General features: G+C 51.7%; 26 protein-coding genes. 11 read left to right on the top strand and 15 right to left on the bottom strand.

Going from position 1 to position 22,685, the window contains the following annotated elements:
• The first annotated feature begins 1 nt into the window (after position 1).
• The 3 genes from IMCC12053_RS03090 (at position 2) to IMCC12053_RS03080 (ending at position 1,844) form a co-directional block, all read left to right on the top strand.
• Entirely contained in the window at positions 2-319 is a 318-nt protein-coding gene (locus IMCC12053_RS03090) for a DUF1330 domain-containing protein (protein WP_062215647.1), read from the top strand.
• A 78-nt stretch (positions 320-397) separates the two neighbouring features.
• Positions 398-685: a DUF1330 domain-containing protein gene (locus tag IMCC12053_RS03085; protein WP_062215646.1), complete on the top strand. Its 288-nt coding sequence runs from the start codon at positions 398-400 to the stop codon at positions 683-685.
• A gap of 67 nt (positions 686-752) precedes the next feature.
• Positions 753-1,844, top strand: a complete 1,092-nt coding sequence (locus IMCC12053_RS03080) for a mandelate racemase/muconate lactonizing enzyme family protein (protein ID WP_062215644.1) — start codon at positions 753-755, stop codon at positions 1,842-1,844.
• A 77-nt stretch (positions 1,845-1,921) separates the two neighbouring features.
• On the opposite strand, the gene typA is transcribed toward IMCC12053_RS03080, so the two are convergent.
• From typA to IMCC12053_RS03045, 7 genes are all read right to left on the bottom strand, one after another.
• Positions 1,922-3,739 carry a translational GTPase TypA gene (gene typA / locus IMCC12053_RS03075; RefSeq protein ID WP_062215642.1) on the bottom strand — a complete coding sequence of 606 codons (1,818 nt, stop codon included), beginning with the start codon at positions 3,737-3,739 and terminating at the stop codon, positions 1,922-1,924.
• Between the two features lie 130 nt (positions 3,740-3,869).
• Positions 3,870-4,199: a DMT family transporter gene (locus tag IMCC12053_RS03070; protein ID WP_062215640.1), complete on the bottom strand. Its 330-nt coding sequence runs from the start codon at positions 4,197-4,199 to the stop codon at positions 3,870-3,872.
• A 36-nt stretch (positions 4,200-4,235) separates the two neighbouring features.
• Positions 4,236-4,850, bottom strand: coding sequence for a YitT family protein (locus IMCC12053_RS03065; protein WP_062215638.1), 615 nt, complete (start codon positions 4,848-4,850; stop codon positions 4,236-4,238).
• A 42-nt stretch (positions 4,851-4,892) separates the two neighbouring features.
• On the bottom strand, positions 4,893-5,516 hold the full coding sequence (locus tag IMCC12053_RS03060) for a YitT family protein (protein ID WP_062215636.1): 624 nt from the start codon (positions 5,514-5,516) through the stop codon (positions 4,893-4,895).
• A gap of 100 nt (positions 5,517-5,616) precedes the next feature.
• A complete protein-coding gene (locus IMCC12053_RS03055; protein ID WP_062215634.1) occupies positions 5,617-6,192 on the bottom strand; it encodes a HupE/UreJ family protein in 576 nt (191 codons plus the stop codon).
• Between the two features lie 160 nt (positions 6,193-6,352).
• Positions 6,353-7,567 carry an NADP-dependent isocitrate dehydrogenase gene (locus IMCC12053_RS03050; protein WP_062215632.1) on the bottom strand — a complete coding sequence of 405 codons (1,215 nt, stop codon included), beginning with the start codon at positions 7,565-7,567 and terminating at the stop codon, positions 6,353-6,355.
• 124 nt (positions 7,568-7,691) lie between these two features.
• A complete protein-coding gene (locus tag IMCC12053_RS03045; RefSeq protein WP_062215630.1) occupies positions 7,692-8,381 on the bottom strand; it encodes a VIT1/CCC1 transporter family protein in 690 nt (229 codons plus the stop codon).
• Positions 8,382-8,607: 226 nt separating this feature from the next.
• On the opposite strand from IMCC12053_RS03045, the gene rplM reads away from it, so the two are divergent.
• The 4 genes from rplM (at position 8,608) to IMCC12053_RS03025 (ending at position 12,179) form a co-directional block, all read left to right on the top strand.
• Complete coding sequence (rplM, locus tag IMCC12053_RS03040; protein WP_062215628.1) at positions 8,608-9,072, top strand: 50S ribosomal protein L13; 465 nt, start codon at positions 8,608-8,610, stop codon at positions 9,070-9,072.
• Positions 9,073-9,074: 2 nt separating this feature from the next.
• On the top strand, positions 9,075-9,560 hold the full coding sequence (rpsI, locus tag IMCC12053_RS03035) for a 30S ribosomal protein S9 (protein ID WP_062215627.1): 486 nt from the start codon (positions 9,075-9,077) through the stop codon (positions 9,558-9,560).
• Between the two features lie 168 nt (positions 9,561-9,728).
• The gene (locus IMCC12053_RS03030; RefSeq protein WP_062215625.1) at positions 9,729-11,123 is read left to right on the top strand and encodes a tyrosine-type recombinase/integrase; all 1,395 of its coding nucleotides are present in this window, start codon (positions 9,729-9,731) and stop codon (positions 11,121-11,123) included.
• A 291-nt stretch (positions 11,124-11,414) separates the two neighbouring features.
• Entirely contained in the window at positions 11,415-12,179 is a 765-nt protein-coding gene (locus IMCC12053_RS03025; RefSeq protein ID WP_062215623.1) for a hypothetical protein, read from the top strand.
• Between the two features lie 458 nt (positions 12,180-12,637).
• On the opposite strand, the gene IMCC12053_RS03020 is transcribed toward IMCC12053_RS03025, so the two are convergent.
• Genes IMCC12053_RS03020 through IMCC12053_RS03010 form a run of 3 tightly spaced genes read right to left on the bottom strand, consistent with a single transcriptional unit; the run spans position 12,638 to position 15,339 of the window.
• Positions 12,638-14,485 (bottom strand): ParA family protein, encoded by a 1,848-nt coding sequence (locus IMCC12053_RS03020; protein WP_074906336.1) that lies wholly within the window; start codon positions 14,483-14,485, stop codon positions 12,638-12,640.
• Positions 14,486-14,491: 6 nt separating this feature from the next.
• Positions 14,492-14,986 (bottom strand): type II TA system antitoxin MqsA family protein, encoded by a 495-nt coding sequence (locus tag IMCC12053_RS03015; RefSeq protein ID WP_062215620.1) that lies wholly within the window; start codon positions 14,984-14,986, stop codon positions 14,492-14,494.
• Entirely contained in the window at positions 14,983-15,339 is a 357-nt protein-coding gene (locus IMCC12053_RS03010) for a hypothetical protein (protein ID WP_062215618.1), read from the bottom strand. Before IMCC12053_RS03010 ends, IMCC12053_RS03015 begins: the two co-directional genes overlap by 4 nt.
• 729 nt (positions 15,340-16,068) lie before the next feature.
• Between IMCC12053_RS03010 and IMCC12053_RS03005 the strand changes: the two genes are divergently transcribed.
• Both IMCC12053_RS03005 and IMCC12053_RS03000 read left to right on the top strand, forming a co-directional pair.
• Positions 16,069-16,698, top strand: coding sequence for a hypothetical protein (locus IMCC12053_RS03005; protein ID WP_062215616.1), 630 nt, complete (start codon positions 16,069-16,071; stop codon positions 16,696-16,698).
• Between the two features lie 441 nt (positions 16,699-17,139).
• A complete protein-coding gene (locus IMCC12053_RS03000; protein WP_062215614.1) occupies positions 17,140-17,652 on the top strand; it encodes a hypothetical protein in 513 nt (170 codons plus the stop codon).
• Here the strand turns inward: IMCC12053_RS03000 and IMCC12053_RS02995 are convergent.
• The 3 genes from IMCC12053_RS02995 to IMCC12053_RS02985 all read right to left on the bottom strand — a co-directional run bounded on the left by IMCC12053_RS02995 (position 17,646) and on the right by IMCC12053_RS02985 (position 19,425).
• A complete protein-coding gene (locus tag IMCC12053_RS02995; RefSeq protein WP_062215612.1) occupies positions 17,646-18,224 on the bottom strand; it encodes a tyrosine-type recombinase/integrase in 579 nt (192 codons plus the stop codon). The two genes, IMCC12053_RS03000 and IMCC12053_RS02995, sit on opposite strands and share 7 nt — an antisense overlap.
• A gap of 147 nt (positions 18,225-18,371) precedes the next feature.
• Positions 18,372-18,659, bottom strand: coding sequence for a hypothetical protein (locus IMCC12053_RS02990; RefSeq protein WP_062215610.1), 288 nt, complete (start codon positions 18,657-18,659; stop codon positions 18,372-18,374).
• 136 nt (positions 18,660-18,795) lie between these two features.
• Positions 18,796-19,425, bottom strand: coding sequence for a hypothetical protein (locus IMCC12053_RS02985; RefSeq protein ID WP_062215607.1), 630 nt, complete (start codon positions 19,423-19,425; stop codon positions 18,796-18,798).
• Positions 19,426-19,608: 183 nt separating this feature from the next.
• On the opposite strand from IMCC12053_RS02985, the gene IMCC12053_RS15555 reads away from it, so the two are divergent.
• Together IMCC12053_RS15555 and IMCC12053_RS02975 are read left to right on the top strand one after the other, a co-directional pair.
• On the top strand, positions 19,609-20,388 hold the full coding sequence (locus IMCC12053_RS15555; RefSeq protein ID WP_169775298.1) for a heparin lyase I family protein: 780 nt from the start codon (positions 19,609-19,611) through the stop codon (positions 20,386-20,388).
• A 68-nt stretch (positions 20,389-20,456) separates the two neighbouring features.
• Entirely contained in the window at positions 20,457-20,879 is a 423-nt protein-coding gene (locus IMCC12053_RS02975) for a DUF6641 family protein (RefSeq protein WP_062215604.1), read from the top strand.
• Positions 20,880-21,104: 225 nt separating this feature from the next.
• Here the strand turns inward: IMCC12053_RS02975 and IMCC12053_RS02970 are convergent, their stop codons facing one another.
• Positions 21,105-21,725, bottom strand: a complete 621-nt coding sequence (locus IMCC12053_RS02970; RefSeq protein ID WP_062215602.1) for a TetR/AcrR family transcriptional regulator — start codon at positions 21,723-21,725, stop codon at positions 21,105-21,107.
• Positions 21,726-21,730: 5 nt separating this feature from the next.
• Positions 21,731-22,630, bottom strand: a complete 900-nt coding sequence (gene ppk2, locus IMCC12053_RS02965; protein WP_062215600.1) for a polyphosphate kinase 2 — start codon at positions 22,628-22,630, stop codon at positions 21,731-21,733.
• Positions 22,631-22,685 lie beyond the last annotated feature (55 nt).

The raw sequence follows: 22,685 nt of genomic DNA, 5'->3' as shown, positions 1-22,685 counted from the left end.
TATGGCGTTTTATGTGATCGCTCATACGGATGTCGTCGACTTTGTGACCTATCGCACTTACGCGCAACGTGCGGAGGAGATCTTGCTTGCGTATGGCGGCCGTGTCCTTGTCAAGGGCACGGTGGGGCAGTACGTGCAGGGCAAGGGGCCAAAGTTCCACACGATCTTGGTTTTTCCAGACAAAGCGGCGGCCGATGCCTGCTACATGTGTGATGAATACCAAGAGATTTTGCCCCTTTCCATGCGCTCGGCCACTCGGGATGTGGTGATGGTCGAGGGTGAGGATCTTCCTGAACTCTTTGGGTCGGATGGAACGTAGCGCTCTACATAATGATTACAAACGGGTTTTGATGAGGCCCATAGGATACCGCCGCACACGGCGAAAAGGAGACCTGATATGGCTGCGCTTTGGATTACGCATGTGTCTGTGACGCATGAAGACGAGTATGCAAAATATGCCAAACTGGCGGGGCCAGCGATTGCCAAGCATGGCGGCGCGTTCATCGCGCGTGGCGCGCGTCATGTCCAACTCGAGGGCAAAGACCGCCCGCGCAATGTGGTGATCCGCTTTGACAGTGTCGAGGCGGCTGTGGCCTGTTACGAAAGCCCTGAGTACCAAGAGGCGCTTGCCTTTGCCAAGGACAGCTCGGAGCGTGAATTGGTTGTGGTTGAGATAACCGAATAGCCAAGAATTACGGCTGGACAATGCTCCCCCGCGTGTTGTGAACTCTTGCGCGGGAGGAGATACACACATGTCCAAGATTAAAACCGTCACGCCGCGCCTGTTTCGTATTCCGTTAGACGAGGTGTTGGTTGATGCCAAACATGGTGATCACACGCATTTTGAGGTGATCACGGTGACGATCACGACCGAGGACGGTCTGACGGGCACGGGCTACACCTACACCGGCGGCAAAGGTGGTCAGGCGATTTTGGCCATGTTAACCTATGATTTTTGCGACTGGCTCATCGGGCAGGATGCACGCGACATTGCCGCCATTTATGACGATATGCAGTGGCACGTCCACTATGTGGCGCGGGGCGGTATCGCGTCTTTTGCGATGTCTGCGATTGATATTGCGCTTTGGGATCTGCGTGGCAAGCGCGAGGATGCGCCGTTGTGGCGCATGACGGGGGGAGCGGATCGCACCTGTCGAGCCTATTGCGGTGGCATCGACCTTGGCTACACCGAGGCCAAGTTGCTCGAGAGCGTCAAAGGCTACGTGACGCGTGGATTTGACGGGGTGAAGATCAAACTGGGTCGGTCCCATGACGAGGATATCGCCCGTATCAAAGCGGTGCGTGAGGCAATCGGTCCCGATGTAACGTTTATGGTCGACGCCAATTATTCACTGTCGGTTGAGGCCGCGATTGCCCTGTCCAAGGCGATGGAACCCTTTGATATTACGTGGTTTGAGGAGCCGATCGATCCCGACGATTTTGAAGGATACGCTGTGGTCGCAGACGCCACATCCGTGCCCTTGGCCATGGGTGAGAACCTGCACACGATCCATGAGTTTCGCCGCGCCTTTGCTCATTCTAAATTGAGCTACATTCAACCCGATGCCTCCAATTGCGGTGGTATTACAGGGTGGTTGTCAGTTGCGCGTGCGGCGGCCGTGCGTGGCATTCCGGTGTGTTCGCACGGGATGCAGGAGTTGCATGTAGGTCTGGTCAGCGCACAGCCCAATGCGGGCTGGATCGAGGTGCATTCCTTCCCGATTGATCGCTACACCACTCGGCCCTTGGTGGTCGAAAACCATCGCGCAGTGGCGGCGGATACGGCGGGGACGGGGGTTGTGTTCGACTGGGACATGTTGGAACAGAGCCACGATCCAAAGTAAGCCCAATTGACGATATGCCATATGAAAAGGCGGCCTCCGATGTGGGAGCCGCCTTTTGTCAGTCTAGTGGGCGCTGCTTACTGCGCGGAGCGGGCGTGACGCTTGCGCTCGTGCGGGTCAAGGTAGCGTTTGCGCAAACGGATCGCGTTTGGCGTCACTTCGACCAACTCGTCGTCGTCGATATAGGCAATCGCTTGCTCCAAGGTCAGCGTCACAGGTGTGGTCAGACGCACCGCGTCATCTGTACCCGAGGCGCGCACGTTGGTGAGCTGTTTACCTTTGAGCGGGTTCACTTCGAGATCGTTCTCACGGGTGTGCTCGCCAATGACCATGCCTTGGTAGACATCTTCCTGCGCACCGATAAAGAAGTGACCACGATCCTCGAGTTTCCACAGTGCGTAAGATACGGCTTTGCCGGCATCCATGGAGATCAAAACGCCCTGACGGCGGCCCGGAATGTGACCTTTATGTGGGGCCCATTCATGGAACACGCGGTTCAGAACGCCCGTGCCACGCGTATCGGTGAGGAACTCACCGTGGTAGCCGATCAGGCCACGCGAGGGGACGTTGGCAATGATGCGTGTCTTGCCGTTTTGTTGTTTCATTTCTGTCATTTCGCCCTTGCGGGTTCCTGTCAGTTTTTCGATCACGGCACCGGAGTATTCGTCATCGACGTCGATTGTGACTTCCTCGATCGGCTCCATTTTCACGCCGTCGATTTCACGGATCAGAACCTGTGGGCGGGAGATCGAAAGCTCGAACCCTTCGCGGCGCATGTTCTCGATGAGCACGCCCATCTGCAATTCGCCGCGACCGGCAACTTCAAACGCTTCGCCACCGGGGGTGTCTGTGACTTTGATCGCCACGTTCACTTCGGCTTCTTTCATCAGGCGGTCACGGATAACGCGCGACTGAACTTTTTTACCATCACGACCTGCAAGCGGGCTGTCGTTGATGCCAAACGTTACGGTGATCGTTGGCGGATCAATGGGTTGTGCTTCGAGAGGGGTGTCAATCTCGAGGGCGCACAGCGTGTCGGACACAGTCGCCTTGGACATGCCGGCAACGGATACGATGTCGCCCGCGATAGCCTCAGAGATGTCTTGCATTGCCAGACCGCGGAAGGCCTGAATTTTCTTAACCTGAAACTGCTCGATCTTTTGGCCGTTGCGGGTCAGCGCCTGAATAGTCGCGCCAGTTTTGAGCGTCCCTGTTTCAACACGACCTGTGAGCAAACGACCCAAGAACGGATCGGCACCAAGGGTGGTTGCAAGCATTGTGAACGGCTCGTTTTGCTTTTTGAGCTGCTTTGGCGCAGGCACGTGGTTCAGCACAAGGTTGAACAGCGCATCGAGATCTTTGCGCGGGCCGTTGAGTTCGGTGTCACACCACCCGTTACGGCCAGAGGCGTAGAGGTGGGGGAAATCAAGCTGATCTTCGTCGGCGTCGAGCGAGGCGAACAGATCAAAGCATTCGTCGAGGGCACGGTCAGGCTCGGCATCGGGTTTGTCGACTTTGTTGAGCACAACGATAGGACGCAGGCCAAGAGCGAGTGCTTTGGAGGTCACAAATTTGGTCTGGGGCATCGGGCCTTCTGCGGCATCGACCAAGAGGACAACACCGTCAACCATGGACAAAATGCGCTCCACTTCGCCGCCAAAATCGGCGTGACCAGGCGTATCAACGATGTTGATGCGGTGGCCTTTGTATTCAACCGATGTCGCCTTGGCGAGGATGGTGATCCCGCGCTCACGCTCCAGATCGTTGCTGTCCATAGCCCGCTCAGTGGTGGCTTGGTTGGCACGGTAGGTGCCGGATTGTTTGAGAAGCTCGTCCACAAGCGTCGTCTTGCCGTGGTCAACGTGAGCGATGATAGCAATATTGCGAAGATCCATTGGGTTTATATCCGTGCGTTCGGGGCACGCAGCGCTGCGTGCGTTACTCGTTTGGGAGGGCCGTAACGCTTAGCGGGGCAAAAGGCCAGCACAAAAGGCCGATCTTTTGCCTTGTTGCGGATTGTCGCGCTCAGTGGCCAGCGGATTTGGAAAAAAGTTGGATCACGATGACGCCACCGATGATCATGCTCATGCCGATCACGGCGGCAAAGTCGAGTTTCTGGCCGATGGCGACATATCCGACCAAAGAGATAAATACGATGCCCAGTCCCGACCACATCGCATACGCGATACCCACGGGGAGTGTTTTAAGGGTGACCGAGAGAAAGTAGAATGCCAAGCCGTAGGACACAACCAAGATGACGACAGGTACGATTTTGGTGAACTGCTGTGAGGCGGCCATGGCCGTTGTGCCAATGACTTCAAAGACGATAGCAAGAACGAGAAAGATGTATTGCATATGGTGTCCCGTACAAGTTCGTTTGGGTATCGGGGGTTACATCGCGATGTAGCGGTCGCGGCGGTGGTTTATGGCAATCACGAGGTTGAGGATCACAGCGCCCAAAAGGGAATAGGCGACCAATGTGAGCGGCAAAAGCAAGGCCGCGACACCTAACAAGATGACGTCAAAACCCAGTTGGACATAGCCTGCCTTTAGCTTGGTTGCGTCTTGCAGGTAGAGCGCCAAAATGCCGATCCCGCCAAGTGATCCGCCGTGGCGAAAGATGGCCATGAGGCCTGCGCCCTGTAGAAACCCGATCATCACCGCACCAAAGACGGGGTTGACCCGCTCGAATGAGATGAGGTGCGGGAATAGCTCGGAAAACCCTGATATCAGCGCCACACAGGCAAAGGTTTTGAGGACGAATTTCATCCCCATGCGTTTGTAGCCAAACCAGTAAAACGGCAGGTTGACGGCAAAGAACACCCAGCCAAAAGACGCCTTTAGGACGTAAGAGATCAATAGGGCGAGACCCGCCGTTTGGCCCGTGATGAATCCCAGATCGCGTAGCATCACCACGGCAAAGGCGCACATGGCGGTGCCATAGACAAAGGCTTGGGCATCTTCGAACACAGTGTGATTGGCGGTTTTTTGATCTGGTGTTTGCATGACCGCCTTGGATACCCAAACGGCGCAAAAGGCAAGGGGGCGTTAGGGCGCGATATAGCGGTCGCGGCGGTGGTTGAACGCGATCACCCCGTTGAGGATCAGCGCGCCGAGGAGCGAATAGAGCACGCGCTCGGGGGCAAAGAGGAAAAAGGCGACCCCGAACAAAATCGCGTCAAAACCGAGTTGGACAAATCCTGCGCGGATGCCAAAGCGGTCTTGGGCATAAAGTGCGACCACGCCCAAGCCGCCAAGCGATCCTTTGTGGCGAAAGGTGCCGAGTAGGCCGTAGCCCGTGAGCACGCCAAAGGCCACGATGCCAAACAGCGGGTTGAGGTGTGCAAACTGCATCCAGTTCGGGACGACCTCCATCAAGATCGAGAGGATCGTCACGCAAGCGATTGATTTTAGGGTAAACTCACGCCCCATTTGCACCCATGCAAGGGCATAGAACGGGATGTTGATCAGCCAGAACACCCACGAAAACGACCATTCGGTGAGGTAGGAAATCACCAATGCCAAACCCGCAGTTTGTCCCGTGATAAAGCCAAGCTGCGTGATAAAGCTCAGGCCGATGGCGGTGGTCACAAGGCTGATCGAGAACCCTTGCAGGTCTTCGAGTGCGGTGTGTTTGGGCGGGTCTACGGGGAGGGGGATGGGTGAGGGCATAGCGCCACCTTAGGGCAGCACTATTGACCTGTCTAGCGATCCCTGCGCCCGTGACGTGAGGTTTTCGTGTCAGGGGCGCAGGGTTTTGGAGTTCGGGCGTTTACGACAGCACGAGCGACAGGCCAAGCGCAGCACTTGCGGCCCCTAAAAAGCGCGGGGCAAGCGGATGCGCACGGGCCATGAACTGCGCCATGACAATGCCGAGGGCGTGCAGGGCGGCGGTGACGACGATAAAGCCAATCCCAAAGGTCAGCGCCTGCGCATCACCAAGCTCGGCCCCGTGGGCATGGCCGTGGAACAGTCCGAAAAACGCCGCCACAGCAATGCCGATCCACGCGGTGGGGCGCAGCGCGAGGAGCACCACAATCCCGAACACGATGGAGGAGGCCAAGATCATTGGCTCGACCAAGGGCAGAGGTGCGCCAAAGCCCGCCGCGATATAGCCAAGGGCCATCGCGCCGACAAAGCCCGCAGGCACCGCCCAAATGCCGCGCCCGCCGATTTGCAGCGCCCAGACGCCAACGGCAAGCATGGCGATCACGTGGTCCAACCCGAACAACGGATGGGACGCCCCCGCAAGAAACGATCCGTGTTCACCCGCGGGCAAATGCGCCAAAGCGGGTGAGGTGGTGAGGACAAGTGCAAGTAAGGAAAGGGAAAAGCGCGTGTATGTCATGTCTTTGGTGTTCCTGAGTATGGGTCAACGGACGCTCCGGATTGGATCGCGTCAAGCTTTGTATAGCGGGCTTGGTTGTACAGGTCCAAACGAAAAGGCCACCCGTGTCTGGGTGGCCTTTGGTCTGTTCTTGTGTCGGTCTGGTCATATTGCGGCCAATCTAGCCCACCAGCGCCTTATTCAGATTTTGATCGATCTTCTCCAAAAAGCCCATCGTTGTCAGCCATCCTTGATCGGGGCCGACAAGCAAGGCGAGGTCTTTGGTCATGTGGCCGCTCTCGACCGTGTCTACGATCACCTTTTCGAGCGTGGTGGCAAAGCGCATCAACTGTTCGTTGCTGTCCAATTTGGCGCGGTGTTTCAACCCGCCCGTCCATGCGTAGATCGACGCGATGGAGTTGGTCGATGTGGCCTCTCCCGCTTGGTGTTGGCGGTAGTGGCGCGTCACGGTGCCGTGGGCCGCTTCGGCCTCAACGATTTTGCCGTCTGGGGTCAACAGTTGCGAGGTCATCATGCCCAAGCTGCCAAAGCCCTGTGCCACGGTGTCGGATTGCACGTCACCGTCATAGTTTTTGCACGCCCACACAAAGCCGCCCGACCATTTGAGCGCACAGGCGACCATATCGTCGATCAAGCGGTGTTCGTACCAGATGCCTGCGTCTTTGTATTTTTGTGCAAATTCAGCCTCGTAGACCTCTTCAAAGATGTCTTTGAAACGACCGTCATAGGCCTTGAGGATGGTGTTTTTGGTCGACAGGTAGACAGGCCACCCGAGGTTGAGGCCGTATGTGAGCGACGAGCGCGCAAAGTCGTAGATCGACGCGTCAAGGTTATACATCGCCTGATAGACACCGGCGGAGGGCGCATCGAACACTTCGCGTTCAATAATCGTCCCGTCCGCGCCCTCGAATTTCATCGTCAATTTGCCCGCAGAGGGGAATGTGAAATCGGAGGCTTTATATTGGTCGCCGTAGGCATGACGCCCCACAACAATCGGTTTGGTCCATCCGGGCACAAGGCGCGGCACGTTTTTACAGATGATCGGTTGGCGAAAAATTGTCCCGCCGATGATGTTGCGGATCGTGCCGTTGGGCGAGCGCCACATCTGTTTGAGGTTGAACTCCTCAACACGGGCCTCGTCGGGGGTGATGGTCGCACATTTCACCGCCACACCGACCTCTTTGGTCTTTTCGGCGGCATCAATCGTGATCTGGTCGTTCGTCTCGTCGCGCGATTCAATGCCGAGATCATAATACAGGAGGTCGAGGTCGAGATAGGGCAGGATCAGTTTGTCTTTGATGAACGCCCACATAATGCGGGTCATCTCGTCGCCGTCCATTTCGACGATTGGATTGTCTACCTTGATCTTTGTCATCGGGTGCGCTCCTTAAGGATAGGCAGTGTCTATCTATTGAGTATGTCTATACTGTAAACGCGGACGAGGGGGAAGGGGCTGTATACAGTTGTATACCAGATTGCCACCCGAGCGGTGCAGCGCCTTATCCGCCCGCGACGAGCAACCCGACACCATAGGCCACGCCCGCGCATAATCCCCCGACCGCAATCGTCTCGCCCATGCATCGCACAAGGCCCGCACGTGTCGCGACATGGCGCAACACCCCAAGAAGGCCAAGCGCGCTGAATGTCGCCACGATCGCCGCAGGCGTCTGTGTCTCAACAGGCAGCCCGAGCAAGTAGGGCAGGAGCGGAATGGCCCCGAACACCACAAACGACACAAAGGTCACAAGAGCGCGCGGCCAAAGCGGCCCTTGGCCCGGATCCTCAATCCCATCGACTTGGCTCAGGGTCAGCTCGGCCATCAGCTCGGGCGATTTGGCCGTGAGCGATGCCATCGTGGTGGCGTCGAGGGAGGACAACCCGCGCGATTTGAGGTGCGCGGTGAGCGCGTCCACTTGGGACGCGGGATCACGGGCCAATGTGGCGCGGCGGCGTTTGATCATATCACGGGCGGCACGGGCTGACAGGAATTCACCAAGCCCCATCGAGGCGGCATCGGCAAACAGGTTGGCCAAACCAAACAGCAACACGGCCAACGCGCCGATCTGCGCCGCGCCTTGGGATTCGGCCCCCGCAAAGCCCGCAACTATGGCAAAGGTGGTGACAATCCCGTCATTGCCGCCATAAACGATCTGTTTGAGGTGGTCGGTGAACCGTGTGATTAGCGTCATGGGCGGCTCCGTTAGGGGGGAAGTGGCGTGAGTGTAGACGATTTTGCGCCAAAGTGCTTGATAGAGCGCAATGTGGCGGGAAAAGGGGTGTGAAATTGGGGTATAATAATACCTATTTCACAAGTGCCTGTTTTTAATGGATTATTGAAGCTTCGCGGTGCTTGACTGTGCGTGCAGAACCTATAGAACACCCCAATCTGAATTCTCGACCCCAAAGGGCTATAATATGAACACTTTCACCGCTACTCCGGCGGACGTGGACAAGAAATGGATCATCATCGACGCTGAAGGCGTTGTTCTTGGTCGTCTCGCGTCTATCGTCGCCATGCGTTTGCGTGGCAAGCACAAGGCCACATTCACACCGTCCATCGACATGGGCGACAACGTGATCATCATCAACGCTGATAAAGTGCAGATGACGGGCAAAAAACGCACCGACAAAATCCACTACTGGCACACCGGTTATCCGGGCGGTATCAAGCAGCGTACAGCTGGTCAGATCCTTGAGGGCAAACACCCCGAGCGTCTCATGGTCAAAGCTGTTCAGCGTATGCTTCCGGGCAACAAGCTGTCGCGCCAATTGATGACAAACCTGCGCGTCTATGCAGGCACCGAGCATCCTCACGAGGCACAAAAGCCCGAAGTCCTGGACGTTAAGTCCATGAACAAGAAAAACACTCGGAGCGCATAATCATGGTTGATGAAATCAAATCCCTCGACGAGCTTAATGCCGTCGCCGGTGGCGAAGCAACAATCGAAGTTGCTGCCCCCCGTGAACCCGTTCGTGACGCCCTTGGCCGCGCTTATGCGACAGGCAAGCGTAAAGACGCGGTTGCACGCGTTTGGATCAAGCCGGGTTCCGGCAAGGTCACAGTAAACGGCAAAGATATGCCTGTTTATTTTGCCCGTCCCGTCCTTCAGCTGATCGTCAAGCAGCCATCGCAGGTTGCAGGCGTTGAAGGCGAGTTTGACGTTGTTGCAACTGTCAAAGGTGGTGGCCTCTCCGGTCAGGCTGGCGCGGTTAAGCACGGCATCTCCAAAGCACTTCAGCTTTACAACCCCGAACTGCGTGCCGCTTTGAAAGCTGCAGGCTTCATCACACGCGACAGCCGCGTTGTTGAGCGTAAAAAGTTCGGTCGTGCAAAAGCCCGTAAGAGCTTCCAGTTCTCTAAGCGTTAATTTTTTCGCTTATACTGAAAATGCTAAATTATTGGAAAAGCGCAGTTTTTACTGCGCTTTTTCTTTGTTTATGGGTTTGACAGATTATTTACATGAAGCATTTGATAGACAGATAATGCTGCTGCTTTTACAGTAGTTTTACAAGGAAATGATACTGGCGGCACTGCTATGAGCAAAAGTTACTTGAACAAAGTCGAGCTTAAAGACGGCCAAATCATTCTTTTTCATCGTCAGCATGCAAAACGGCCCATTTATCACATGCGCATACACGTACGGGGCATGCAGGACGTTTATGGAAACAAGGTCACCTATGTACAGGAAAGTACGGGCGAAACCGATTTAGAAGAAGCGAGACGGTACGCTTTGGACAAATACGACGACTTGCGCTTGCGTGCTAAGAAAAAAGAGCCAGTCAAACAGCTGACGTTTGAAGATTTATACGTGATTTGGTGGGCTGATAAGCGGCAACGGCTTGAAGCATTGCAACATGCAAAAGGCAGAAATGGAATTTCGCAACGCGTTACGTGGTACGAGAAACACGCACAGCGTTACTGGCTACCATATTTTGGCACTATGAAGCTGGACGAGATGACACATGCATTTGTGCAGGGTTATTGGAACTGGCGCATGACGTATTGGGCGAGGGCGGACGAAGCTGAGCGCAAACGACACGCCAATCATGCGCTGCAACCAGCTAAAAAAAGCATGGACATGGAGCAGAGCGCTTTGCGTGAAATATTTGGCTGGGCGAACAGCATGAAGCTTATTTTGCACATGCCGATTATTGAAAACACTTTTGTACGGCAGGGCATTGCAGCAAAAAGGCGTCCTTCGTTTTCACATGCTGAATACATGGAGTTGCAGGATTACATGCAGCGATGGGTTGATGGCAGAGGCGTAAGCGACGAGCGGGTTAACTCGGCGCACAAATATAACCGTCAGCTGCTCAAATTTTATCTTACATGGCTTGCTGAAACAGGCATGCGCACAGGCGAAGTTTTGCAGCTTAAGCACAAAGATATTTCAGTTAAAACAAGTGATAAGGGCCAGCAGTACTTGGAGATAATTGTGCCCAAAAACACTAAAACGGGCACGCGGATTGTACGATCACATTACTTTTTGAACGTTCATTATCAACAGCTTTGCAAGCTTACGGGGCATACTGATGCAAACGATTGGGTGTTTTGTGATGCAAGCGGCAAGCAGAACAACGGATTTTATAAAACTTTGCCCAAAATGCTTGAAGAAGCTGGCTTGCTGTATGACGAAAATGGTGATCGACGCACGGCTTACAGCTTGAGGCATTACTATGCGGAAGAACGCTTTAGGGACATGGGCTACAATTTAGCAACGTACGACATGCTGGCTGAAAATATGGGTACGAGCCGAAAGCAAATTGATGATCATTACGTGCGCAAAGGCATGCTGATGGACGTGGACGTATTGCTGAGTACGGAGGGCAGGGCTGTGCAGCGCGGCGTGGCGGCGACTGGCGCAACGGAAGCGGAACGGGCGCGAAGGAAGCTTGATGCGATGCAGTCGGCTGCAAAACGCAGGCGCTGACTAGATGAGTAGGTCAAGACATTGTTAAAAATAGGATGGCGGTTTTCGAAGTGCGACGGACTAATAAGGCCAAGCCCCAAAAAGCAGGAGTGCAAATCTGCGTTTATTTTGTGATTTGAGTTGCATACGGTGTTGACAAGGTCGACTAGGACAATGAGTTTTAAACAAAAGCGTGACGATTATATAAACTTGGTTCCCATCGTCGGTGATGGGTGAATTTTTACCGGCCTTGTACAGTAGTGTAGCGTTTCTTGTCGGTATCGATGCTATAAATTTTCCAAAAGGACTAAAATGAAGAAGGTATTTGCTTTTGCTGCCATTGCAGCTCTGTCGGCTACTGTGTTTTTCTACTTTGAAAAGGTAAGAACCGAAGGTGGCTTTTCATCGATCATTGAGTGGAACCGATACCAGAACTATGGGATTGGAACTATGGCGGAATTTGAGGCGACTGGCTTTTCAACGCTCGAAGAGTATGACCGTTATCGGGTGTCAGGGCTCGAGACATTGGCTGAATTTGAGGCGACTGGCTTTTCAACCCTTGCAGAGTACGAACTTTACAGCAGTAAGGGAATCGAAACGTTGGCCGATTTTCAGAAAACAGGCTTTAGTTCTCTAGATGAACTTGAGCGTTATGGGCGTTTTGGATTTGAAAGTCTTGTTGACTTTCAGTCAACCGGTTTTAGTGACTTGAGACAATATAGTTTATTTCGAGAGCATGGAGATACTCTTGATGCAGCAGTTAAGTATACAGCTGATGATTACAGAGAATTGCGGGATGTATTCGATCAGAACAAACCACGTTTTAACCGCGATTATCGTTATGGGGTTTTTATGGATCGTTTAGAATTCGTTTCGCTTCACAATGGCATACTTGACCCCTATGCTCGGTTCGAATCTCGCTTCCACAGGTTTGAATGTATCTTGCTAAAAGGCGGTTACGTGGTCGATATTCTTATAGATGCAGAACCGGATGACGTTTATCTCGTTACTGGTAATTGGGCTTGGTTCGGTTTTGGTGGTGGACAGCTCACTAATTGTCATGTTGAGCCAGTCTAGCCAAAAAGATCTTCTGTGCTTTAACCAGATTGATTGTAGTCAACAGGGCACGCAAAAAGCTTGAAGCGATGGAGCTGGCTGCAAAACGCATGCGCTAACTTCAAACTTTGAAGTAACACACAGGCGTCAAATTGCTGCGTACAGCGCGTCTTAGGTGCGGTCAGCTATGCTGGCGTATGAAGGCGCAGGTTGGGGGCTTAGCGACCCTAGTTTAAGCATGCGAAAGCTGCTCATCTATCTATTATAAGCGTAAAGAAACCGTGCACTTTTTCGCTTTTATAACTGCAATCTGTCAGCCAAACTCAAAGCTAAGCACCGACGTCAGGCAGTCGTTGTTTAGGCGATCGGATGCCTTGGTGCTCCCAGAGAGGGCGGTCGTTGGTAGCACCAGACTGCAGATAGATTATAGCGTTCATCAAGTTGCTGAACTTCTATGAGACGGCTTCAATTTCCAAAATTTAGTTTTGACTGGATGAATTGAAGATACGTAGTGATACCTGATCGTTCTCTTTTATTGCACTGCGAAGCTGCTCATTTTCCTGAACAAATGCCTCAGTTTCAAGGTAGAGGTAGGAGGAGCAACTAAATATCCGCCCTCCTAGACTTTGTGCAACTTCATCAGCATGATCCAATGCTGCTAATGCCTCTTTGTGGTCACCCAGAACAGCGTTAATGACCGCTTGGCATTGCAGGAAGTTAGCGTCATCTCTTGGAGATTTTCTAAAAGACATCACTTCGTGCAATTCATGCGCGATACCTATATCGGGCGTCCCAGACGCACCCCACATTGCGATGAAGTGGTTGAACCTGTTCGGCAGGTCGAGCTTGGATGCTTCTGAAGTTGAATCCAGCTTCGCATCAGCTTCATCAAACCGACTACAGCCAATAAGTGCAAGTCCAAGGTGATGGTTGGCGTAGGCTCTCTCTTTTTCCGATTCTTCTTTGCGTGCTATAGTGCGGGTTAAATGGTCCGCAAACTTTCTAAGGTGTCGCCTGTTTCGTTGAGCAACCTCCGCTATCGAATTTAACATTGGAAGATCTAAATCGCTACGCTCCAGAAGCTGATCTAATACATCATCATACTGTTTGTCGGTCCTTTCCAACATTCTCAATGCCGCTGTCAATTCAGCGCCCGTAACCCTCTCATGTTTGAGGATGTGCCGAAGATCTTCGACAGACCTATCTGTCATGTTTATTGCCTGATACGCACGAGCTCGACGAAAGCGCAGACCGGCCCCTCCGTCACCCAACTCGATTGCGTTGGTCAACGCTGAAATTTCACCTTCGAAGTCACCAATTGCAGAACGAACTCGCGCAACGAGGTTTGATATCTCACTGTTATGCCTGTGCCTCGAAAAGATTTGATCAACCTTTGCCGCAAGTTCATCCCGAGTATTCTTTGATTTAGTTTGAGGGCTGCGAATGTCTTCCCGAATAATTCGCTGCAAAGCCAATTTTGCTCCGTCAGCGTCTTCTAAGTTGTGAGATATGACGCTGCGCGCGAGGCTATTATATTCCTTAGCAAGGCGTGAGTTCGGCCTATCTTGAACGAAGATCGCATGTGAAAGCACGTGTAAGCTGCCATAGTGATGGACAATATTCAGTGCATTAGCCTCGTAGTCGAGCCGATCTGATGCTGTCCTCAATAGATCACTGAGTATTTGCTGCTCATCGTCAAGTTCCGGCACATTAGACGCGCAAAACACCAGTTCAACTGGGTTGCTAGCTCGGGACTTTTCATTCCGGATTTCACCAATGATAGGCGCCATCCCTGATATGTTCTGCATCGTCGGAAGATACATAGCAACTACCAAATCCGGCAAGTGACGTGTGCACACACCACCAACATCAGTATGTCCAGTTCGACTGTCAATAAGGACGTAATCAAATCCCTCTTGTTCGAAAACTTGCCATTGTTGTTTCAGATCCTCGAAAAATAAATATCCTTTTTCATCGTCATAAAGCGTTTGCCAGTCTATCGAGGCTAGTTTTCTGGAATAGTCTTTTGTTGATGTATCGCCTGCTGGCATTATCCAGATCGGATTGCCGTCTTGGTGGCATTTATAGATGTGCTCCGCCACATCTGGCGCTTTGCCCGTCTCTCGATAAGCCGAGATGTAGTCAACAAGTCCATGTTTAATGACTAGGTCAGAAAGTCCGCCATAATTTGGCAAGCTAGGCGCTTCGAGATCAAAATCGACAAGGAGGACACGCTTGCCTTTCTGAGCGAGGAGCGTAGCAACGTTTGCCAAGGCCATGGTGCGTCCGACGCCGCCTTTGTACGAATAGAATGTGATGGTATACATGTTGCGTTAACCGCTCGGGCGCAACTGAAATAACTTGGACGCAGCTAGCATGTGCGGCTTAATTTCAGTTCTAAAGACTGGCGTAATTCGTGCGCGTCTTTGCATCGGAATGTCGGCCTCGTCGTTTACCTGACGCAAGATACGGTCCATTGATGCGTTTTGGATTACCATCCCAGTTTCCCAGCGCTTAACTGAAGCGACACCAGCATTTATTCTTTCTGCAAAAGCCAGTTGTGAGAGCTTCATTCCTGTACGGATCTCCTTGATCTCGGCTGGTGACAAGCGTCCAAGATAGCTACAAACCGCTTCATGCTGTGCAATCTGACCCTGTACTCCAAGCAGTATTTCACCACACTCATGGCAGTGCTCGACAGGTACATCTGCCGTCAAAAGAACATCCCTGTTCTTGTCAGCGTAAGCGAATTGCTGCGTCATTGTCTGGATTTCGACAGCCGCCGCTCCGCATACAATACATGTGTCTTTATTTACATTATTTGTCATTGTTGTTTTTCTCTAACTACGCTCACATGAAAACTCCGGCCGATCACAAAACCGGACAAAATCTGCAACTTGATATAGATTATTTCCGAGGAGTAGCCTTTGCACTTTAGGACGTAACCTTTCTTTCCAGGCGGTTTATCGAGTGTGATTACTTCAACAGGATGCCCGGCTTCCAACAAATCTTTTACAAAACGCCAAGCTCCCGGGTCAGTGAATGCTTCTCCTGTATCGGGATGTCTAACGTGTTGTGGCGACCAGTGAGTTGGCATGGTCGGTGAAAAGTCACTTCGATAAGTCCGCTTACTACTGCAAAACTTTGCAAGCTCCTTGCGTAATCCACTGTCAATTGACATCGCGCACCCCTTCGGCACGATGCTGTCGTGGTATCATATGATGCCGTGTATGATGATTGTCAACGCCTGTGCGATGGCTTTTTCTCCTCGCAGTGATGCTGAGGGTGCGGCGGAAAAAGCTCGTCCAATTATGATTCCAGGTTAAGTCCAGACGGATCGCTGCCTCTCGAGCATATACAAATACCGCGGCAAAATTGTTATTCAAAGCCCCGCCTTTTGGGAAAATACCCGCGTCATTCGATGCAAAACCTCATATGTGCCAAACTATAAAAAAGACAAAACTGATCAAAATTTCTTCGTCATTTCATTGAAGCATGAGCCAGCCGTGGAAGCAATTCAAGGTAAAACATGATGCGCATCAGTTCATTAGGTGCCTAGTCTGCCGTTCAATCAATCATGCCTTCTTTGTGTGCCATCTCTGGTTTGCCGGATGCGCCATTCCTGTCGCACATGCAGCCCTAGACTTTCAATTAGGTCGTGCGGCCAGTTTTGGGTTGGCGTGCTGCGTAAGTGAATGGAGGTGCCGGTTGTGAATTGCGCGGTGCTAGATTCATGTGTTGTAGTGACCCAGGTACTGCGCGTCAGGCGTAACAAAACCGTGCTCTTTTGTGTTTGGCTAACTACTCCCTGGCAGATAGTTTGGATCGAGCTCTGACCCGATTATGAAGGGTTGAATTCTATTTGCGGGTGCGAATGTGATGGACCTCAGTAACTGTTTGAAGGTGAGCTATGGCACACAAACCTGAAGTTCGATTAAAGAAACTGCGCAAGATAGCGGCCAAGCTAGCAGGTGGGGCTATTGTCCAAAACAGGCAGTTGCGAGCTTGGTTGACTGAAGAGGATTTTGCCAGTTACGTGCAAGCCTGGTCTGATCAAAAAGAGCTGCGTGCTGAGTTAAAAGATAAACCGGATGAGGTGCGGGAATACGAAGCGCGATTGCGAAAAGCGACGTTTGTCTACAACAAAGGTGAGGGCGCTAGTACGCGCGGCAAGAGCAAGGTGGCGCAAAAGCATTTTGCACAGGCCGACACGCTTTTTGAACGACTGCACGTTTACTTGGATGAGATCATCGCAGCAGATGCTGGGCTGCGTCTTTGGTTTGATAGAGACACGGACAGCAGTACACTAGGGCTAACTCCCGGTACAGTACCGATGGTTATTACAAGCAGGAGCCTGGAAAGCGATGGCGGCGGTTTGCTGAGCAATAAACGCTCGAAGCGAGACTTAAAGCTTGACGTAGTTGAGTGGGCAATACGCGGCTTGGAGCGTGAAGCGGCTGGGACAGACAGGGAAAACACAAGCGAAGCGAAGTCACGGCTAGAGGAATTTCTAAAGCAGATGGAAGACGACGAATTTTAGGCGTAAATTTTTCGTGCATAAATATTTAACGCTTGAAGGGGTTGTTAGCTGACAAAAGTTTTACAGCGCAGTTTCAAGTAGGGAAGTACTTACAGATTTGAGGTGGTGATTTTGCACATATGGGAGATATTGGACTATAACGCAGGACTAAAAAGCACGCCGAAACGCGCCAAACGTGCACAGACGACTGACTTTGAGAAGAATGCACGAAAGCTTAAAAGTAAAGAACGTAAGCTCGACGCCAAAAAGCCAGTTAAGCCTGTGCGCCTAACTTGATAGCACATGGTTTTGGGTCAAAAACGCAGGTAAATGCTGGTCGTTATGTTCTGCACGAGAAGGTTGCGCTTGGGGTTGAGAGGCATAGTGAAAATTGTTGTAAGGAGCTAGCGTTCTGCGTAGCGTGATTGGTGAAAATGTCGTTGTTATAAGGCGCTACACACCATGATATATAAAGATCCACTCCCTGCATTGTCCGATTTGCGCGAAAAATACTCTGATGAAATTGCGGAGCTAGATAGTCTTACAGATCAGAAGTCGTTAGAGGGCTTTTGGTCAAGAGCACATGGTCCAGAAGGCAGTGAAGCAATGCGTCAAGTTGCGCGGTATGCTGGTGTGCGAATTATTCAGTCACAAGTCAGCAGTCCAGCGCAAGTGAGCGGCAACCAACTTGTTGAGGATAGCGTTGCAGAACGGATTTGGCATGCTGTGATAGCAGTTGAAAAAATAGACAAAAAATCGCAACGATTAATTGAAAAGCACGGGTACTTGGGCGCTATGGTCGAGCAGTTAAAGCCCATAAGCAAAATAGGTAAGGGAAACTTTGAAGCACTGAGGAAAGCGGGAATTGTTGATTGCACGTCTGAATACTGCGTTTGGAAATGGGGTCAACATTTGGCAAGTCCCAAATTAAACAAAGAGCTTGCCGTTCTAGCACAACAGCACAAGTTTCAGTAGTTGATCAGCTCAACAGCCGCCCTCATCTTATTTTCGTTTAAATCAATGTAGCGCATGGTCGTGTTCAAATGCTTGTGCCGAGCTAGTGCTTGTACAACGCGGGCATTTACCCCTTTGTCAGCTAGCTCGGTTACAAATTGACGCCGACCGCTGTGCGAGCTGGCACCGTCAATTGCTGCGGCTTTGTAGAGCGTTTGAAACAGGTTCACAGTCGTCTGCGCTGTAAAGCCCGATCCTTTTGCGGAGAACAAGACGGGTACATTTGGCTGCTGAAGGCGTTTGGGGTAAGCAGCAGCATAACGCTTGAGCGCTGTCGCCAGCTTTTTGTTCACCAATACAGTATTGCCCGAGCTGCCCTTCGTTTGCGCTGCGCTCAGGTAAATCGTGTCACGCACAGCGCTACCAGCTTCGAAAACATCACCAATACGCAGCCAAGCAATCTCGCAAGCACGTAGGCCCGCGTAAAAGCTGAGCGCTACGGCTGTGTGGTTGCGCGTTGCGTAGCGCTTGCTGTCGATCACTGCGGCAAGGCGTTTGCGTTCAGCATCTGATAGGAGCTTGGCTTGTTTCATTATCTTATCCCTACAACATGTGGTTTTGTTGTAAGTGATTGTAATATATAACATTTCGCAAAACGACCTGATTTTGAAATTTCAGCAAGTCACTGTTTTTGCTTGAGATTGAGTGACAATGTTATGGATTAGTAATTCTATAACATTTTAGATCACGTCTGCTACCAAGTACATTTTGTTCAAATGGGCCAGCAAATCACGCTCAGCTCCATCCAGCGCCGCTCTTTGCTGTGTGTCCAAGCCAGCAAGCGCTTTATTGGAGCGTATTGAGCGCAAACACTGCACAGCAGCGCCAACGCTAAAATCGCGCTCGCTGTGCGTTTGGAAAGCGTACCAGTTTTTGTTCTTGCCCAAATAACTGGTGCTGAACGCTTCCGCGCAGCTAACAAGTCCGGCTTTGCGCAAATGGCTGTATGTCGTTTCAAGTAGTGTCATCGTCTAATGCCTCTGTGTATTTACCGTTGTCGGTTTGAACTGATGTGTTTTGTGTTAATTGTTTTACGCACAACAAGGATGTGACTTGGAAAACCAAGCCACATGCAAAAATTCTTAGTGGTGCTAGATGCTAGGTCTAAACGCACAGCAGTGCTGCAACCCTCATACGTTCGCGTCGATCAAAATTTGCCTGAGTAGTTTTAATATGATCGGGCAATGCCAATCGTGCCTTAACTAAATTTGCCTTAGATGCCTGAGCATGGAGCCTTTGCAGAGCATCAGCGCGAACATGATGCGCTGGCCCCAAAGTGCTGTGACTTAGCCTGTCGTCAAAAGCACCAATGTCGTTCCTAAATTCTTCGTGTTGTCCGTAACCTATTGCGCCTTTGACAGTGATAATTGGGGCGATGGAGTTGCTTACAGGATTTGCGGCGGGAGCAAACTTCGTCGCCCATATTGCGTTAAGCGCCACGCAGAATTCATGCGTTGGAATAGGTGATCTTAGTAGAATATGGACATGCGGGTTCGTTCCGTTTGCCCCACTGTGTCTAAATGCGACGCGATTAAAGCGAGGCTGGTTCTTTCTTGTTTGGCCGTAAACGGCGCGGTCGACTGTAGACAAGCAGCTGCGCCAAAGTTTTCCAGCTGCGTCGCTTCGATTGCCTTCCAAAAGTGACAGATGGCCAAAGTTCAACGTCGCAAAAACGTTCCAATCGTCCTTTTCTAGCCAGTACTCCCAAGCTGCATTGATTTTCCTTTGCAACATAACTGCGGTTCCTTTCGCAGGTATTTATCCTTTGTCAGCAAAGGTGGTGATGTTTCTGAAATAGCGAACTAGGAGGACTATTTCCGGCTCCATTGCACTGCTGTGAGTGCGTCGGGTTCCCGCGTTGCATTGCGAATGCGGGTTGTGCATTATGGAAACAAGATCAAATATTTAGATGGGTATATGGCAATGTTATTGGGTAGGCGTGGGTTCGTAACCGGAGCGTTGGCGTCAACCGTCAGCCTAGCTGGATGTGTTTCTGAAAATGTAGGTGGAAATGGATCTCTGATCACACGCGGGTCACCCAAAAATGCATTTGGAAATTGGACACTGCACGAACGAAATTCTACAGCTAATTATGCATATTCTGTTGTGCCGGACTTTACCGGAACCGCTTCGAGTTCCGAGCTTGAACGTTTTGAATTGAGGCATGGAGATTGTGGCGGTGTCGACTGCCAAACTGATCGGCAACGGTATGAGAGGATGGACTTAGGTGGTGAAATGAATCAACGCGCCTCATACTCAATCAGTTTCTTCCTACCTAGCAATCAACGTATTGGAGGACCCTTTACCCACATTTTTCAATTTTTTGAAAAAGGTGCACCTAACGTTCCGCTAATGGTTAACGTGATGGGTTGGCAGAAGTCTGTGAGTTGGCTCTACGCTGAGTTTGCAACTGCTACTGGCAGGGAAAAGGTCAAACTTGCGAAAAGCAGTGATATTTTCGGCAGATGGAATACTATCGATTTGGATGTGCATTGGGCCAACGACGGCTTCTATAAAGCTAAGCTCAATGGCCAAACAGTGCTTGATGAAAATACAAAAACAATGTTCGGAACTGACAGGAACTTGAATATTTTTCACTATGGCCTCTACATGGGGGGAGTAGGCAGGTATGAAAGAGAATTCGGTTCTGTACCGACCCGTACAATCTACTTTTCAAAGGTAGAAAAATACATCTGATTTCAGGTCGTTATGCTTTTGGTCTGAAAATATAGTAGCGGCAGCATTCAATATTAGGAGCTGTTGAAATGAGCTATATTGCAAAACTGAACTTGAAGACCGTGCAACGTACTGTGAAACAAGACCCCGTACTTGCACGACGTGAAAAGCTGGTTGCGGCGATTGAAGAACAGGGCAGGGTGCTTGCTGCTGTTTTGGCTGGCGACGAATATACGGTAAAATCGAAGCGCTGGCAGACAAATGACGCAGGTGAGCGCGTACGCGTTGAGCATGAAAAGCGGGTACGCGCTTGGTTTTTTGAGCAAGACGCGGGTTACTATGTGCAGTGCCGTTACGGCAGTCGCGTTTTGAACATTAACGGCAAAAGTAACGCTGTATTTGTGGACAAGTTGGACGATGTTGCTGGCGTGCTTGACGCTTTTAAACAGGCTGCGATAGCTGGCGAGTTGGACAAGGCTGTTGCGTTTGTTACGAAAGCACGTTCCAGTTAGCTAACAGCTTTTCAAAGCATGCGCGGTGGATGATTTACATATTATTTACATGAAGCATTTTAGTAGCGTAACATATTGATATAAATATGTTAATAAAGATACTAACTTAGCTAAGCGTTAATCCGCTTTACTGGATATCAGAATTGGAAAAGGCCACCTTTGCGGGTGGCCTTTTTCGTTTGGATAATGGGGTTTGTTGTCAGGTGTCGCTCGTCGCGCGCGCTGTCAGCTATCCGTGGGCAACAACCCCAATCCACGCAAATAGATGCCGATACCGGTCTCTAAAAGATCTTCGGGCGGGAAGGGGCTTTTGGTGCCGGGGCTGTTGCGTGCAAAGAGTTCGACAACGCCATGGCTCATCGCCCAGATGTGAGCGGCGAACATCTGTGGCGGGGGGCGGTTTTCGGCGGGAATGTGCTTTGACAGCTCTTCGGCGGCATGTTCCAAAACGCCATGCGCACGGGTCGCGACCTTGTAGAGGTCCGGCGTGCGTTGGATCGAAATCGAGCTTTCGAACATCGCCACATAATGCCCCGGATATTTGCGGGCAAAGGCCAGATAGGCGCGCCCCACGGCCTCGAAACTGGCCAGCGCGGAGGGCTGACCCGTTGAGTAGGCGTAATCGAGCAAGTCCGCGAATACCTCATAGCCTTGTTGGGCGATCTCCGCGATCAGATCTTCGCGGCCCTCAAAATGGCGGTAGACCGCAGCAGGGGTCACACCGGCGGTTTTCGCCGCCTCTGAAAGGGTGAAGCCGGTCGGACCTTTTTCCTCGATCAGCCCAAGTGCTGCATCGACGAGAGCCTGACGCAAATTGCCGTGGTGATAGCCGCGTTTTTTAACCATGCCGCTTAGTTCGCCTCCGCGCCAGATAGGATCATTTCGGGGCCGCCACAGACCGCCGTGTCGACGTCACCGATCTGTGCGGTGTCTTTTTCGGCGTAGTCAATTTGGGATAAAACGGCGCGAATAGCGTTGAGGCGGGCGCGGTATTTGTCATCTGATCTGACGACTGTCCACGGGGCTGTCTGGGTATGACTGCGCTGCAATGTATCCGAAATAGCGTCCGAATACGCGTCCCAAAGGGCGAGGCCTTTGACATCGATGCCTGAGAGCTTCCATTGCTTGAGCGGGTCACTTTCGCGGGCCAAAAAGCGGCGCAATTGCTCGGCGCGCCCGACATTGAGCCAGACTTTAAACAGGAGAATGCCCTCGCTCACCAACATGTCCTCAAACTCGGGGAGCTGATGAAAGAGCCGCGCGCGCTGATCGTCCGTACAAAAGCCGAACACCTTTTCTACGACACCGCGATTGTACCATGAGCGGTCGAACAAAACCACTTCGCCTTTGGTAGGTAAGTGCTTGGCATAGCGTTGGAAATACCATTCACCGGCCTCGCGCTCGGTCGGTTTTGACAAGGCTACGACGCGGGCCGCGCGGGGGCTGAGGTTTTCGCGAAAACGTTTGATCGTGCCGCCTTTGCCAGCGGCATCACGCCCCTCGAATACCACAACGACACGTTTGCCCGTGGCTTTCACATCGCTGAGCATTTTGACCAACTCGCATTGTAGCGCGCCCATCTGGTCCTCGTAATCGTCTTTGTCCATCCACCGCGCATAGGGGTAGGTGGGCGACAGGATGTCTTTCTTTTTGCCATCCTCAATCGCCGCGCGAATGTGGTCTGGTGCGTGCTGTTCAAAGAACTTGGAAATCGCGCCCTCAAAAGGCAGGTCGGGTTTGGACGTACTCATGTGGTCGGACCTTTCACGCAGCCTGTGGCAGTGGCGGTGTTAATTCAATTAACAA

Source organism: Celeribacter marinus (assembly GCF_001308265.1).
In the GTDB taxonomy this organism is placed as follows: domain Bacteria; phylum Pseudomonadota; class Alphaproteobacteria; order Rhodobacterales; family Rhodobacteraceae; genus Celeribacter; species Celeribacter marinus.
This window is presented reverse-complemented; position numbering and strand designations above follow the sequence as displayed.